Source organism: Anaerohalosphaeraceae bacterium, assembly GCA_037479115.1.
Taxonomy (GTDB): domain Bacteria; phylum Planctomycetota; class Phycisphaerae; order Sedimentisphaerales; family Anaerohalosphaeraceae; genus JAHDQI01.
In genome coordinates this window covers 23,050-38,611 of sequence record JBBFLK010000007.1, presented here as the reverse complement: position 1 = coordinate 38,611, position 15,562 = coordinate 23,050, and the positions used below count along the sequence as shown (strand labels likewise).

The window sequence follows — 15,562 nt, the reverse complement described above, 5'->3', positions numbered from 1 at the left end:
ACCAAATACCGGCTGAAAAATGTCCGCTTTTAACCATTGTCTAACAGAATAAGCAAAGGAACAGTATCGGATGAATCAGACCCTTGAGATTATCTATCAGGTCTGCGGCGGACTGGGAATTTTCCTCCTCGGAATGAAGAATATGTCTGAGGGGATGCAGGCCGTTGCAGGGGAGCGTCTTCGCAAGCTGATTGGAGCCGTCACCAACAACCGCATCCTGGCCTGCGGCGTCGGTCTGCTGGTGACGATGGTCATTCAGTCCAGTTCAGTCACCACCGTGATGGTGGTCGGACTTGTGAATGCCGGGCTGATGACCCTCCTGCAGGCCATCGGTGTGATTATGGGCGCCAACATCGGCACGACCATCACCGGGTGGATTCTGGTGATTAAGGTCGGACAGTACGGCCTGCCTCTTTTGGGGCTGGCCGCATTCTTTTATTTGTTCTCCAAGCGAGACCGCATCCGATTCACCGCGATGTTCCTGATGGGGCTTGGAATGGTTTTCTTCGGGCTGGAGCTGATGAAGAACGGCTTTTCCCCTCTGAAAGATATGCCGGGTTTCATCAGCTGGTTCCACCGGTTCCAGCCGGACAGCTATGGGGGTATCTGGAAGTGTGTCCTGGTTGGAACTGTGTTAACCGCCGTTGTTCAGTCCTCCTCCGCCACATTAGGCATTACGCTCAGCCTGGCGGACACCGGCATCATCAGCTTTCCGACCGCGGCTGCTTTGATTCTCGGGGAAAACATCGGAACAACCATTACGGCGTTATTGGCCTCTATCGGCGCCAGCAGCAATGCCCGCCGTGCCGCCTTGGCCCATTCCTTTTTCAACATCAGCGGCGTCTGCTGGATCACCCTGATTTTCCCCTGGTATGCCGGATTCATTGAGCGAATCATTACCGCTCAAAATATCGAAAAAGTACAGGCCGTTGTGGTGTCGGAAAAAGACGACCCGGTTGTCTATGAATATTTCCAAAAGGCCGGATTGCCGCAGGAGGCCGTTTTTCAGGTCCCTTCTTCCCTGATAGACGGACTGGAACACAAAGAAGTCTTTCCCGACAGGCCGTTTATGATGGCGGCTGACTTCAAAGAAGCCTTTGAAAAACGCAATCTGCCCGAAAAACCGGTTTATAACAAAGACCGCTTCGTGAAGTATCCGTATTCGCAGCCGGCTATTGCGCTGACGCACTCGCTGTTTAACATTGTCAACACGCTGATTTTTCTTCCGCTGGCGGGTCTGCTGGCCCGGTTTCTGATGTGGCTGGTCAAGGAAGAACCGCAGCCGGAAATCCCGCGGCTGACCTATCTGAATGTCCGCATGCTCGATACGCCCGCCATCGGCATTCAGCAGTCTCTCAAGGAAGTCGTCCGCATGGGACAAATGGTTCTGCAGATGATGGACGACCTGCAGCCGATGCTGTCCAATCAGACGCCCGATGAAAAGAAAGCGGATGAAATCTTCCAGAAAGAAAACGACCTGGATATTATCCAGATGGAAATTGTGCAGTTTTTAGGAGACATTCTCTCGGGCAATATTTCTCACGAAGTGATTGATGAAAGCCGCCGGCAGATTCGGATGGCCGATGAATTTGAGTCGGTCAGCGACTATATTGCCGCGATTCTGAAGCTGCGGCTGAAGCTTCGTGACAATCAGCTGACCATCAGTGAGGAAGGTCTTGTAGAACTCCAGACCCTGCACAAGAAGGTGGTGGATTATCTTCGAATGGTTCAAACCGTTCTGGAGGAAGACAACCCCACACCGGAGTTTTTCAGCGAGGCCCAAAGCAAGGGAACAGCCATTACAAAATATATGAAGGAGTGCCGGGCCCACCACCTGGCCCGCGTCGAGTCCGGCCAAGTCAGTCCCATCAAGAGTCTGATTTACACGGATATGCTCTCGTCCTATCGCCGCATCAAGGACCATGCCTTCAACATTGCCGAGGTCCTCGTAGGAGAAAAATAGCGGGCCGAAACCCTTTCGGGAAATTTTTCATTGTTCTTTTCCTTCGGCCGGATACAATGTCCTGCGTGCAGATGCCAAGGAGTCGAACCATGAAGGGTTTTTCAGGTGCTTATCTCCAAAGAGCGGAACGAAATCGGTTCGGCAGGGGAGGGCTGCTGTTCGGTTTTCTCCTGGCCTGTATTCTGATTGCCGCCGAGGACGGAGCGCCTCCCGTCAGGAAAGCTGTCGTCATATCCTGTCATGAAATGATTGATGACGGACTCTATCGCTCCATCGTGCGGAGGAGCAATGAAGCGATTCGGCGGGGGGCGGATTATCTGATTCTGGACATCAGCACCTACGGCGGCCTGGTGGAAAGCGCTGACGACATCAGCAAGTATCTGATACTCGACATCGGCAAAAAAATTCACACCGTCGCCTATGTGAGTACGGAGGCCATCAGCGCCGGAGCGATGATCAGCACCTCCTGCAAAGACATCATCATGCGGGAAAATACCACCATCGGCTGCAGCGCTCCGGTCGCCATGGGCACACCGCTGGAAGGGGCGGAACGCGAAAAAATCGAAAGCTTTGTCCGCGCTGCATTCAGCCGAGCGGCCCAGGCCAACGGATATCCCGAAGCCCTCTTAAAGGCTATGGTCAGTCGGGAGCTGGAAGTCTGGCAAGTCCGAAACAAAAAAACCGGTCAGAATGAATATTTCGAAAAAGAATACCTTCCGAACGACCCGAATACCTATGACCTGAACAATCGAAAATTAGTTGTTAAAGAGGGAGAACTGCTCACCCTGACGGCCGCCAAAGCCCTCGAATACGGTATCGCCCGGGCGGTTGCCGCGGATCTGGAGGAGGCCCTGGCTTTTCTGGAAAAACGAGACGGAATCGTCTTTGAACGGCCTGTTCTCACACTCGAAACGACCTGGTCGGAGGAGTTGGTCCGGTTTTTGAATTCTCCGCTTGTCGTCAGCATCCTTGTTTTGGGCATCCTTTTAGGCATTTACGTTGAGCTGAACACGCCGGGAATCGGGCTGCCCAGTCTGCTTGCCCTGTCGTGTCTGATTATTTTGGTTGGGAGCAAGTACCTTATCGGAATGGCCAACTGGATTGAAATTGCCCTTCTGATACTCGGAATTGTGCTGCTGCTGATTGAAATCTTTATTATTCCCGGATTCGGTCTGACCGGTGCGGCCGGCATTTTTCTTATTCTGGCGGGGCTCTTTGGAATGCTGATCAAAAACGCCCCCGATGAATTCCCCTGGCCGCAGGGGGATGGGCAATGGAAAGACTTTCTGGACAATCTGACGGGGGTCTCTCTGGGGTTTTTGCTCTTTCTTGTGATTGCGTATCTGCTGGCAAAATATGTGTTTCCCAAGGGCCTTTTTATCAAAGGACTTGTGCTCCGGGACGCCGTCCCCCAGACCGCACTGCCGATTAGCGCCACAGGTATGCCCGAACAACAGGAACAGACTCTTCGACCAGGTGATACAGGAATTGTCGTCAGCACGTGCCGACCGGCCGGCCAGGCCCGTTTCGGCGACAAAATCGTCGATGTAGTCTCCGAGGCCGAATTCATAGAACCGAACAAACCCGTCGTGATTCGAAGAATTTCCGGCAATCGGGTCATCGTCAAAGAGCAGGAGAAAAAAGAATGATAACGGATATACTCTGGTTTGTATTGGCCGTTTTTCTTTTTGCTGCCTGCGCTATCCTGCTGGTTCTTGAAATCTTCGTTCCCAGTTTCGGAATTTTGACTGTTTCGGCTCTGGTCTCGCTGGGAGCTGGGATTGCCATCTTTTTTGAGTATGGACCTTTGAGCGGATGGATTGGGGTAGGCACGGCGGCTGCGTTAATCCCTGTAATCTGGATGATAGTCTATCGACTTTTCCCAAAGACATCCATCGGTCAAAAAATGATTCTCGGGAAACCGGATGTCGGCAGGGGGGATGCCGTCCCGGACTGCCGGGACCTGCAGGAAATGCTCTCGAGAGAGGGAATTGTTCGAACTCCCCTGCGGCCTGTCGGCATTTGCGACTTTGACGGACGGCGTCTGGAGTGCGTTTCCGAAAGGGGCTTTATTGATGTGGATAGAAAAGTCAGGGTCATTCGGGTTCAGGGAACAACGCTGACCGTACGGCCTGTGGAAGAAATAAAATAAACGGCAACTAAACAATCGGTTTTATAAGGAAGGGTTTTTCTGAAAGGATTTGATATGAACAGTTTGCAGCACCTTATTCTGCTGGAAATTCCGGTTCAGTTCAAAATTGCCCTTTTTGTTATTGTCGGCATTATTGTTCTGGCCTTTTTGATGGTCATCTTAAAATACGGCAGTCTCTGGATACAGGCCTGGCTGTCCGGGGCTCACGTCTCGCTGCTGGAGCTGATTGGAATGACCTTCCGAAAGGTGGACGCTCGAACGATTGTCCGAAGCCGAATTATGGCCAGCAAGGCCGGGCTGGACATCAGCACCTCTCAGCTGGAAAGCCACTATCTGGCGGGAGGGCGAGTTCCCAACGTTGTCCGGGCTCTGATTGCCGCCGACCGGGCCAATATCAACCTCACCTGGAAGGTGGCCACAGCGATTGACCTGGCTGGACGCGATATTCTCGATGCCGTTCAAACCAGCGTCAATCCCAAGGTGATTGACTGTCCGGACCCGCGGAAAGGCAAGGAAACCGTGGATGCCGTAGCACAGGACGGCATCCAGCTGAAAGCCAAGGCCCGAGTCACTGTCCGGGCCAATATCGACCGACTGATCGGCGGAGCCACCGAAGAAACCATCATCGCCCGTGTCGGCGAAGGCATTGTAACCACCATCGGCAGTGCGATTACCCACAAACAAGTTCTGGAAAATCCGGATAAAATCTCCAAATCCGTTCTGGACAAGGGTCTGGATGCCGGCACGGCCTTCGAGATTCTCTCCATTGATATTGCCGATGTGGATGTGGGCGAAAACATCGGGGCTCAGCTGCAGGGCGCCCAGGCCGAAGCCGACCTGAAGCGTGCCAAAGCCGAGGCGGAAAAACGCCGTGCTATGGCGGTGGCCCGCGAACAGGAAATGAAAGCCCTCGTCGAGGAAAACCGGGCCAAAGTCGTCCTGGCCGAAGCGGAAATCCCCAAGGCCATCGCGGAGGCCTTCCGGCAGGGCAATCTGGGGATTATGGATTACTACCGGATGCAGAACATTAAGGCGGATACGAGTATGCGTGATTCAATCGCCCGCGGAGGAACCGAAAGGAAAGAGGAATAAGATAAATTGATTCCTTTTTAACTCTGTTTTTGTCGGGGAGAAGCCCCCTATGGACAACCTGATTGAAATTATCATAATCGGTGTCTTTCTTCTTATATCGGCCATCGGAAACGCCCTGAAGAAAAAAGCCGAAAAAGAAGGTCTGGAACTCGAAGAAGATACTGGAAGACAGACGCCGGCCAAGCCCGGTGAACCTTTGCATCCAAAGGTCCGTCCTCAACCGAAACATCCGCTTCCTTATGCAAACGTTGCGGAAAAAACAGCCATACCGCCGCGCAGACCTGTCAGGCAAATGCCTTACGCGTCAAGAGCTGAGGCGCATCAGCCGTTTCCGAAACAAAAAGAAAAACCTGTTGTCCAGGAGCCGGCCGCTGTATCCAACCCCGTCTCCGGGGAGAAAGAAGATGCGCAGATTCAATCCTTACGGCATGAAAAACAGTCCGTCCGGTCCGGCCTGGATGTCCATTTGCTCAGAAAAATGCTTTCAGACCCGCATCAGATTCGCTGTTTAATCGCCGCCTCGGAGATTTTAGAAAAACCGCTTGGTTTGCGTAGATAGCCGCAGGCAAACCGTTTCCAAACAAAAGGCCCGCTGAACGCGGGCTTTTTTCTTTTTTTGCCCCCCCCTATAACGTCCTATAATGTATCTTATGTTGCATTCACAGACAGAGAGGCCAAAGCAAATCGTTTTTTCAGGCGGAAATCTATATTTTTCAGACGGAACTATCTTGGGGTCAGACTGCCGTAGAGTTACTCCTTAGAGCCCGCCGGCTGCGGCAAAATGTTTTCCGACATTTCCGAAAGCTGCTTCCAGGTGCTTAACGTCCGGTCAATCAGGCCCAGATTTTCCAGAACCAATTCAATATTCTGGTACAGGTCGGAGGCATCCTCCTGCTGGAACACCGCCTTCAGGTGCCGCATGGCACGAGTGAATTGTTTTTGATCACAAAACAGTACGGCCGTTCGATAATGCAGCTGCAGAAGATTCTGTTCGAGGGGGGGTTCGCTGGTTATTTCGTGAAGCGCTTCCTCCGTTCGTCCTGTTTCAAACAGACACATTGCCAGTTTTGTCCGGGCGCGATAATGGGTACTGTTGATGCTCAGGGCTTTCTGAAACTGTTCGATTGCCTCTTCATACCGGGCACCGCCCATAAGCAAAATGCCGTATTTATAATACACATCCGCACAATGGATGCGCCGGGCTATCTGTCTTTTGTGGGCCTCCAGAACATCTTCCATCTGAATTGTCGTTTTTTCGATATCCTGATGAAGAATTCGATGGGCATCCAGGGCCGCCTGGAAATACAGCAGCGCCGTCTCGGAATAAAGAAGTCCGCTGTTTTGCTGGATGGCCGCCCCCAGTGCCAGAGTTTGTTCGGCTTCGTCCGTCTGTCCGGCGGCGTACTGGGCTCGACAAAGCCCCATATAGGCATCCACAATCTCATCATTGATTTCCGCCGCCTGATTAAATTGTTCCGCGGCCGGCGTATATTGACGATTCCGCAGATACTGAGTCCCCAATTTGATCGCCGCCTCCAGATAATTGGGCTGAAGACGAAGGGCCTGCTCATAATGCACAATTGCCTCTGAGGGATTGTCATTCCGGCTGTAAATATCCGCCAGATGCAAATACAAATCCGGCTGCGGTCCGGTCTGCTCCATCAATCCGAGGATATTCTCCACGGCTTCTTCAAACAGCCCGTTCTCGAGCATCCGCTGGATTTCTTCGTTAGGGCTGTCCTGCCGGAAATTATCCGGATGCGACAAAATCGCCATGTTAAACGTGTCAACGGCCTGCTCAGCCCGGCCGTCCAGCAGGTACAAGTTCCCCAAAAGCACGTGTGCACTGATATCCTCCGGATGCTCGGTTGTCAGCATCTCATATTCCCGAATGGTCTTATCCAGACGGCCGGACTGGAAATAAATCGCCGCCATCCGAAGCCGCGGCAGCTGAAGGTGACTTTTGAACTTAATGCAGTCCTGATAGAACTCCAGCGCTTCGCTCAACTGCCCCATCCGCTCCCGGCAGTAGCCCATCGCATACAGCGCCATCGTATTGCTCGGCTGGCGCAGATAGACGCTCTGAAGCTGCTCATAAGCCCCCGGGAGGTCGTTTCGATACAGGCACACGGACGCCGCCGTAATCCGCCCGAAAAGGCAATCCGGAACCTCCGACAGATACCGTTTGAGCGCTTCTTCCGCTGTACGGTAATCGCGGCGTCCCAGCTGTTCGAGAACGCCGTCCAGTTCAGCCTGCCAGGGCGGCGGAGCCGGCTGATGCTGGGTGCGAATCGTCATTAACCAATGCCATATCAATTCAGCCGTATCGACTGTGATTGCCTTTCCGAAAATCTCAAGCAGTTTACTCATAAAAGAGCGTATCCTCAGCAGTTCCGTTGATGTTCATCTGTCAGGCATCCGCTGATGTTATCGACAAGCCCGCAATGCCGATTAAGAGGGGCAAAACCCGATAAATAAAAAAAGATGCAATCCTTTCTGCGAACGGCCTAATTTTAGCGGCTGTAGGGGCTGGTGGGATAAAAGGAATTGTACAGCCGAAAAGGGATGCCTAACTCTTTTGTAAAAAAAAGAGTTATAAATCAACAAAAGGTAAACCTCCCCAGTGGCTCAACTCTGAGGAAAACGGATACAATCAATGTCCCAAAATGACCGTTAGCCCCCCCTGTCGGTGCCGGATGTTTTCTCGATTTCATTTAAATAAGCCAACGTCCGTTCCAGTCTGTCGCTCAAATGCTTAATCTTCAGCATGGTGCGGACCCGAACCACCAGCTCCCATTTGTTTATCGGCTTGCTGAGAAAATCATCCGTTCCGGATTGAATTGCCCGTTCAATATCCCCCAGTTCATTCAGCGCTGTCACCATAATAACCGGAATTTCTTCGGTCTCCGGATTGCTCTTGATTCGCCGGCAGACTTCGAAGCCGCTGATTTTCGGCATCATCACGTCCAGCAGCACCAGATCCGGATGTTCTGTCTTAACCAGTTCCAGCGCAGTAAAACCGTCCGTGGCCGAAATGGTCCGGCATTCCACATCTTCCAGACAGGCCAATATCAATTCGAGGTTCTGAGGATTGTCATCAACAACCAGAACCAAAGGCAGTCTATTGTCGACATTATGAGTCATATTTGTCTTGTCCCTTCAAAACCTACTATTCACCTGATACTTCACTCCATCTGGCTGACCCTGTCAAGAAAATCCCGTACAGCCGGTTTAAGATAGATAGTTTCCGGGTCCTCGACTACCTTTAAAACAGCTTTGGCGGCCTGAACAGCACAGTCCATTGAGGATGCTTGTGAATCCAGGAAAAAGATTTTTCGGCCGCGAATTTCGCAAAGCCCTCCCCCGCCGCCCCCCATGGTTTCCTGGCGAATCAGGACGTTCCTGCTCGACAGGACCGACAGCAATTCCTCTACAATGTCCTGATAATCCATAATCTCAAGAAAAAACTCAGCTTAACCGATATTATTTGACAGAGATAGAGTATCTTTTATTGTGACAAAGAACAAGACTTTTATGTTTTCGATTGGTGAAGGAGAAAACATCTGTTGAACATCCTGGAGAAACGGCAAAATCTGCATCGGAAGATTGAGCTGGTTAAGCGGAAGAATCAGGAATTGTCCGCCCGACTGGAACAGATGGAGCAATTGTCTATGGTCGGGAAGGCCTGGGCCATGGTGGCTCATGAAATCAACAACCTGCTGACCCCCCTGACCAGTTATGCCCAGATGGCTCTTCAGGACTCCGCCGACACGGAATTAATCCAAAAGGCACTCAAAAAAGCCGTTCATCTCGGCAGCCAGGCCGCCGAAATCCTTCAGCAGGTGCCTGTTCTTGCCGGCCAAAAGGAAATGTCCAAAGTCCGATACTCCATTCGGAAACTTCTGGATGATGCTTTCTCCACAATGGCCCGTGACTTTCGAAAGGACGGCATTCGGGTTGTCAAAGACATCCCCGAAGATTTGTACGCTCTGATGGACCCGATTGGAATGCGACAGGTCCTGATGAATCTCATTCTGAATGCACGGGAAGCCATGCTCGGCAAAGGCGGTCGTCTGGAGATTCGAGCTAATCCTCATCTGGAAGGTCTTCAGATTCATATCTCCGATACCGGCTGCGGCATTCCGCCGGAGCAGATGCCTCACATCTTTGAACCGTTTTTCACCACCAAGGATGGAAAACAGGGACAGCGAAAGGGCCACGGACTCGGACTGGCCTTCTGCAAAAAAGTTCTTGAAAATCACGGCGGAACCCTTCAGGTTCAGTCCGCCCCCGGTCAGGGAACTGTTTTTACCCTCTGGCTGCCGGAGCGTTCATAAGGTTTTGGATTCTGCATCACCACAATGGAAGCAGGGTGGCAATACGGATGGCGTCTTCTGGCAATGGCGGTCCTGCTGTGCGGTTCGGCCTTCTGCTCCGCTTCCGAAACGGCCTTTTTTCATCTTTCTCACCGTCAATTAACCCTTTTTGCCAAATCTGCTCTTCCTACGGAACGGCTGGTGCATCAGCTTCTGCTTCGGCCCAGTCAGTTTCTGACCGCCATTCTGTTCAGCAACATGCTGGTCAATGTCTCGTTCTATGCACTGGCCAGCGTTTTTTCCCTGAAAATCGCCAAAGAAGTCAATCCGATGGCCGGCTCTTTATGTGCCGCCTTTTTCTTTGTGGTTCTTGTGCTTTTTGGTGAAATGCTTCCCAAATCACTGGCTTATTCCAATGCACCGCAATTCTGTCGATGGGCCTCCCTGCCCTGCTGGCTGGGACTTCAGGTGCTCGGCCCTCTGATGTCCGCTCTGGATTTTGGGTTAGTCCGTCCGTTCTGCCGGCTCGTTCTGGGAAACCGCTGTCATCCGACATCCCCTTCCGTCAATGCCTCTTCTCTGAACCTTCTGTTCCACTCTTCCGCCCGTCAGGGCCTGCTCTCTCCCGATGAAAACCGGATTTTAACGGAAGTGGTCCATTTCGGCTTCCTGAAGGTGCGTCATCTGATGACACCCCGGGTCGATATGCCTGCCTGTGAAGAAACAACATCTGTTTCCGTCATCTTACAACTGTTCGCAAAGCATCGTCAGAAGTACCTACCCGTGTATCGGGAACGGATTGACAACATTCTGGGTGTGCTTTATCTTCCGGACCTCCTGCAGCAAAGAAATGCTCCTCTTTCTTCTTTGCTGCGCGCCCCCCTTTTTGTGCCGGAACAGAAAAAAGCCGAATCACTTCTGGAAACCTTTCGAAAAGAAAAGAAGGAATTCGCGATTGTTGTGGACGAATACGGCGGAATCGCCGGCTCTGTCAGTCTGCAGGACCTGCTGCGAGAACTCATCTCCTCTCCGGAGACATCTGAAAGCGAATCTCCCATTCAGGTGCTCGGTCCGTTAACGTATCGATTGGGGGCTGATTTGCCTCTATATGAGTGGATTGCACCGGATGAAATCGAGCCGGAGTATCGCCATCTGGCCACTGTCGGCGGGCTTGTAACCGCCCTGCTCGGCCGGGCACCTCGCCCCGGCGACAAAATTCAGTGGAAAAACCTCGAATTTACTGTGGAGACCGTTTCTCGAAACCGGATTGCCTCCCTGATCCTGACGCTGCGTTCTGCTTCCGGCGGGGAGGAAGAGGAGAAACCGTCATGAACCTCTATCTTTCTTTGGCCGCCCTGGCGGTACTGATTGGTCTGAGCGGAATCATGGCCGGTTCTGAGACCGGAACCTATCGGCTCAGCCGTTTTTGGCTTCGGCTCGGCGCTGAGCAGAAAAGACCGCTTCATCTGCTTCTTTCTCAGGCTGTTCGAGACAGTCATGGGCTGGTGCTCAGCCTGCTGATGGCCAACAATCTGGCCAATTATTTTGCTACAAGTCTGGCCACTTATCTTTTTTATACTCGATTAAAACATCCGGCGCTGGCCGAACTGTATTCCACAGCGGTTATGACACCTCTGCTGTTTATCTGTGTCGATATCCTTCCGAAAAATCTCTTTTATTATCGAGCCAACACTTTTCTGCTGGCCCTGTCTCCGGTCATTTGGTTTGTTTATACGTTATTTACCAAAAGCGGCATAACATCCGTTCTGAAATGGGGCTCCGGACGGCTCAATCGGATTTTTCACACCTCCATTGATACCCCTCAGGCCGTCGATTTGACCCAGCGGGAACAGATTCAGCAGATTTTCCACGAGACGCGGGAGGAGGGCCTTCTGAGCGACATCCAAAAAGCGATGATGGAGCGGCTGCTTCGGACCCCCTCGCTGCCGATTGCTTCCGTGATGACTCCGTGGCGCCGGGTCCAGATGCTCGAAGTCCATACCGGCGGTGAAGCTCTCCGGGCCCGTCTGGCTCAGTCGCCGTTTTCCCGACTGCCCGTCTATGAACAGACCCCTCAAACCATTCGCGGCTGGATAGAGGTCTATGACGTCCTGACGGATTTGGAAACCTGTTCAGGGCTGGAACCCTATCTGAAGCCGATTTTGACCCTTCCGGCCGGGTGTTCCGTTTTGTCCGCACTTCATCAGATGTGCCGGCACAAACAGCCGCTGGCCCTGGTGGTTTCAGAAACCTCTTCGGGGTCCCGTCAGGACTATCTCGGTCTGATTACCTGCCGGGATTTGGCGGAGGAGTTCACCGGCGAACTGCCCTGATTCGGCTCTACCAGCGCCCGTCAAAAATCGCCCGGGTGATGTCATTGATTTTGTTGCGCATTTCACTGCTGCCCCCCTCCGTCAGAATGCTGAACAGATAATCCCCCTGCGGCGTGCGGCAGATGCCGGAGAACGAGCGGACTCCGCTGATATAGCCGGTCTTGCCTGCAATTTTCCCTTTATAAGGCGGGTCTCGAAAATATCGTTCCGCTGTGCCGTCCACTCCGCCCTGGGAGAGGGAATTTTCAAACATCTGACGGTAGGGTTTTGCAGACATATCCCGCAGAACGCGGACGATTGCATTCGAACTGAGCCGATTGTCGCGGCTCAGGCCGCTGCCGTCTTTGAGAACAAACTCGTCTTCTGGAATGCCCAGCGAAAGCAGATAGCGGCCGACCAGATGCAGCCCATGAGGCCATTCGCCGTTGATTCGCCCCTGGGTATTTTCCGCGGAGATGGTTTTTACCAGTGCCTCCGCCGCCAGTCCGAGACTGTCCTTGTTCGACCGATTCAATACTTCTGAGAGAGGTGTGCGGAAAACCCGGATTGTCTGAATGCCCGGGTCGTTTTTTACATACTTCTGAATCAGTTTTCCCCGAACTTCAATCCCTTTTTGGGCCAGTTTTTCGGTCAAAAGCGTCCCGAAGAACCCGGCGGGATTCTCGATGGCCACATCAAATCCGGCACTTTGATTGAGATTGCCGCGAACCGTCAGAACATTGGGGATTCTGTTTCGATAGGCGCCGACCGCACTGGAACCGGAGGAAACCAGTTTCACCTGATTGACGATTTTCACATATTGAGTTGACGGCTCGATATCAATGATCGCCCCGCCGCTTCCCCTTCGGACGTTCATCCGGATGCAGTTTCGATGAAAATTCAGACCGGACACTTCGCAGGCATACCACCGATTCAGCTGGTCCGCCGGCCACTGCGGATGAACCCGATTGCTGTCAAAAAACGTATCATCCAGAATGACATCATCCAGAACCTTTATTTCGCGGTCCAGCAGGTCCTGTGCAATCTGCTCAAAAATGGAATCCGCTTTCGGGCCGTGCAGTCCCGGTTCTCCCAACAGCGGGTCTCCGCCCCCGATCACAACCAGATTTCCGTCCAGCAGTCCCACGCGGGTTTCAAACGCATAGTTCGGTCCCAAATAATGAAGGGCCGCCGCCGAGACAATCAGTTTCATATTTGAAGCGGGAATCATGGGCTGTTTGCTCTGGTGCGAAAAAAGAAGCTGCCCTGTATCGGCCCGCACGGCCGTGACAGCAATCTTTTCTTTGGCCGGATTGATGCTTCGAATCAGCTCCGATACGGACGGAGTTTCTTTTTTTGAGGCCCCGAAAACCGGAAAAGCCGACAGCAGCAGCGAAAAGATTGTCATCCATTTTTTCTTCATAGGGAATGGGTATTTACCAGAAAAAAACGGCAAAATCAAGCCCGCTTTCCGCGGCAAAGTCCGGTTTTTAATGAGACAAAAAGGAGGAGTACCGCAGAGGCGGCCAGTCAAACTCCGACAGGGAAATCATCCGCCCCAGTGAATCCACCGACTTGACGAATTCGCTGTAGCTGCCCGGCTTGTTCATATAGGCCGCACAGCCCAGTTCATAACTCCGCTCAATATCCGCCGGATTGGAGGACGTGGTCAGCATAAAAACAGGAATCGCGTACAGCGTGGGGTCTTCCTTGATGCTTCGGAGAACCTCAATGCCGTTCTTTCCCGGCAGCCGAATGTCCATCAGAATCAGATACCGTTCGTTCTCCAGGCGGTTTGGCCCCTGATGAAACAGATACCCCAGCAGCTCCTCGCCGTTGCGGAAATGAATAATCTCCTTTAAAACACAGCTGCGGCGAAGGTTTTTCTGAATCAGTGCAAAATGCCCGAAATCATCTTCCGCAATAAGAATTATGGGTCCCGACTGGTTCATCATTGTACCCCCGTCAAGTTGAGGACCGCCAGTTCCGGCAGCTCGACCACTGACAAAAAGTCTGAAACATGCCGGACAACCTCTTCCAGGCGGTCCGGAAGAACCGGTTTTCTCAGACAAAAAGCACATCCGCGGCGATAGCACTCTTCCACGACCTGTTCATCCTCGCCCCCGAGCAGAATGACAACAGGAAGTTTTTTCAGCAGCGGAGAAGATTTGATGGTCTCCAGAACCTCCAAACTGTCTGCTTCCGGAAGCTGGAGGTCCAAAAACAGCAGACAGGGTCTGCTGAGCACCGTTTCGGCATTCTGATACTGGTCTAAGGCAGCCAGAAGACCGGGCCCGTCCGAAAAGCGGAGGACCTCAAACTGCATCCGCTGCAGGTTTTTCCGGAAACAGGCAAAGTGATTGTCATCCCCTTCTGCAACCAAAATAATCGGCTTTTTTCTCACGGCACCAAACCCCCTTTTTGTTGGTCAGCCATTCGAAATCCTCTCCTTTCTTCTCCAAGTAAGTATAACAACAAAAAGGAATTATGAATACAAAAAAATGAAAAAAATCCCCGTATCAAGAGGCATTAATATATCTGTTATCAGATATGACATATCCTTTTACATGGTAAGATTTATTTTTTTTAGGCGATTGACAATCCGGCCGGTCCCCGGTATAGTGAGCACAGTTTCGAAAACGAAACGGAAACGTTTGAAAATAGCGGTTTTCTTTGCCGTGGCGGGCTTCCGGAGTATCTGTGGATGAATATTCCGGAAGCTTTTTTTTGACAAAATCTTAAGCCGTTGTATCATAGCCGCTTATGAAATCAGAACACAAGCCCGGCTCCAAAGCACTCGTACAGGCGTTGGTGACAGCCAACGAGCCGATTCGACCCCGTTTTTGGAAGCTTCTGCTGAAACTGGACCCCGAAGGAAGCCGTTTATTTTCAAAGGCTCTGCCTGGACAATTTGCTCAGTTTGATTTGTCCCATCTGTCTTTGCCGCCGGCGGAAGCCATCGAAGAAACTCTTCGGGACCGTGCCGAAAGAACCATCCTTCTTCGGAGGCCTTTCAGCTTCTCTGACATCTTTACAAGTTACTCTGAGCAAGGCACTTATGTTTGCCTCGAGGTGATCTACTGTGTCCTGGGACCCGCTACGGTCCGCATGACCTCCCTCAAACCCGGCGATTGCATTTCTCTGATCGGTCCTCTCGGAAACGGCTTTTGGTATCCAGAAACAATGAAAAATGCCCTTCTTGTAACGGGCGGAATGGGAGCCCCTCCGATACTCCATTTGGCCTCTTTCCTGAGAAAAAGTTATCCCCATACGGCCGTAACGGCTTTTGCGGGGGCCCGTTCCATAGACTACATGCCTTTCGAACTGAAAATCGGCAACATAACCGGCGCGACGGTGGAGGAATTTGAGCGGCTGAACATCCCGGTTCATCTGGCCACTGACGACGGCTCTGTCGGACGCAAAGGATTTGTCACAGAACTGCTGAAAGAATGGATTGAAAAGCAAAAACCGAACCCTGAACAAACCGTCATTTACGCCTGCGGGCCGGAGCCGATGCTGGCAGCTTGTGCGGAAATCGCTTTCCGAACTCGAATTCTTTGTCAGGTGAGCATGGAGCGGATGATGGCCTGCGGCATCGGACTTTGCCAGAGCTGCGCCGTTCGGATTCGAACGGATAAGCCGGAAAGTCCAATCTATCAGCTCTGCTGCAAGGATGGTCCGGTCTTTGACAGCCGCACTGTGATTTTTGGGGAAGGACAATGACGGA

General features: G+C 52.1%; 14 protein-coding genes. 8 read left to right on the top strand and 6 right to left on the bottom strand.

Translation table 11 applies throughout. The features are described from left to right. Positions 1-70 precede the first annotated feature (70 nt). The 4 genes from WHS88_04900 (at position 71) to floA (ending at position 5,207) form a co-directional block, all read left to right on the top strand. The gene (locus WHS88_04900; GenBank protein ID MEJ5259512.1) at positions 71-1,963 is read left to right on the top strand and encodes a Na/Pi cotransporter family protein; all 1,893 of its coding nucleotides are present in this window, start codon (positions 71-73) and stop codon (positions 1,961-1,963) included. 89 nt (positions 1,964-2,052) lie between these two features. Further along, positions 2,053-3,612, top strand: a complete 1,560-nt coding sequence (locus tag WHS88_04895) for an NfeD family protein (protein MEJ5259511.1) — start codon at positions 2,053-2,055, stop codon at positions 3,610-3,612. Further along, positions 3,609-4,115 (top strand): NfeD family protein, encoded by a 507-nt coding sequence (locus WHS88_04890; GenBank protein MEJ5259510.1) that lies wholly within the window; start codon positions 3,609-3,611, stop codon positions 4,113-4,115. Before WHS88_04895 ends, WHS88_04890 begins: the two co-directional genes overlap by 4 nt. Before the next feature lie 54 nt (positions 4,116-4,169). Further along, a complete protein-coding gene (floA, locus tag WHS88_04885) occupies positions 4,170-5,207 on the top strand; it encodes a flotillin-like protein FloA (protein ID MEJ5259509.1) in 1,038 nt (345 codons plus the stop codon). 750 nt (positions 5,208-5,957) lie between these two features. Here floA and WHS88_04880 read toward each other — a convergent pair. The 3 genes from WHS88_04880 to WHS88_04870 form a co-directional block, all read right to left on the bottom strand. Next, complete coding sequence (locus tag WHS88_04880) at positions 5,958-7,577, bottom strand: tetratricopeptide repeat protein (GenBank protein MEJ5259508.1); 1,620 nt, start codon at positions 7,575-7,577, stop codon at positions 5,958-5,960. 303 nt (positions 7,578-7,880) lie between these two features. After that, complete coding sequence (locus tag WHS88_04875) at positions 7,881-8,351, bottom strand: response regulator (protein ID MEJ5259507.1); 471 nt, start codon at positions 8,349-8,351, stop codon at positions 7,881-7,883. A gap of 41 nt (positions 8,352-8,392) precedes the next feature. Continuing rightward, complete coding sequence (locus tag WHS88_04870; GenBank protein ID MEJ5259506.1) at positions 8,393-8,659, bottom strand: hypothetical protein; 267 nt, start codon at positions 8,657-8,659, stop codon at positions 8,393-8,395. A 114-nt stretch (positions 8,660-8,773) separates the two neighbouring features. Between WHS88_04870 and WHS88_04865 the strand changes: the two genes are divergently transcribed. Genes WHS88_04865 through WHS88_04855 form a run of 3 tightly spaced genes read left to right on the top strand, consistent with a single transcriptional unit; the run spans position 8,774 to position 11,856 of the window. Further along, positions 8,774-9,544, top strand: coding sequence for a HAMP domain-containing sensor histidine kinase (locus WHS88_04865; protein MEJ5259505.1), 771 nt, complete (start codon positions 8,774-8,776; stop codon positions 9,542-9,544). Positions 9,545-9,568: 24 nt separating this feature from the next. Further along, complete coding sequence (locus WHS88_04860) at positions 9,569-10,855, top strand: hemolysin family protein (protein ID MEJ5259504.1); 1,287 nt, start codon at positions 9,569-9,571, stop codon at positions 10,853-10,855. After that, positions 10,852-11,856, top strand: coding sequence for a CNNM domain-containing protein (locus WHS88_04855; protein MEJ5259503.1), 1,005 nt, complete (start codon positions 10,852-10,854; stop codon positions 11,854-11,856). The genes WHS88_04860 and WHS88_04855 overlap by 4 nt, the downstream gene beginning before the upstream one ends. A 7-nt stretch (positions 11,857-11,863) precedes the next feature. On the opposite strand, the gene dacB is transcribed toward WHS88_04855, so the two are convergent. The 3 genes from dacB to WHS88_04840 all read right to left on the bottom strand — a co-directional run bounded on the left by dacB (position 11,864) and on the right by WHS88_04840 (position 14,239). Next, the gene (gene dacB, locus WHS88_04850) at positions 11,864-13,243 is read right to left on the bottom strand and encodes a D-alanyl-D-alanine carboxypeptidase/D-alanyl-D-alanine-endopeptidase (protein MEJ5259502.1); all 1,380 of its coding nucleotides are present in this window, start codon (positions 13,241-13,243) and stop codon (positions 11,864-11,866) included. Positions 13,244-13,325: 82 nt separating this feature from the next. Next, positions 13,326-13,790, bottom strand: coding sequence for a response regulator (locus WHS88_04845; protein ID MEJ5259501.1), 465 nt, complete (start codon positions 13,788-13,790; stop codon positions 13,326-13,328). Beyond that, the gene (locus tag WHS88_04840) at positions 13,787-14,239 is read right to left on the bottom strand and encodes a response regulator (protein MEJ5259500.1); all 453 of its coding nucleotides are present in this window, start codon (positions 14,237-14,239) and stop codon (positions 13,787-13,789) included. Before WHS88_04840 ends, WHS88_04845 begins: the two co-directional genes overlap by 4 nt. A gap of 359 nt (positions 14,240-14,598) precedes the next feature. Between WHS88_04840 and WHS88_04835 the strand changes: the two genes are divergently transcribed. After that, positions 14,599-15,558: a dihydroorotate dehydrogenase electron transfer subunit gene (locus tag WHS88_04835; GenBank protein MEJ5259499.1), complete on the top strand. Its 960-nt coding sequence runs from the start codon at positions 14,599-14,601 to the stop codon at positions 15,556-15,558. Positions 15,559-15,562 lie beyond the last annotated feature (4 nt).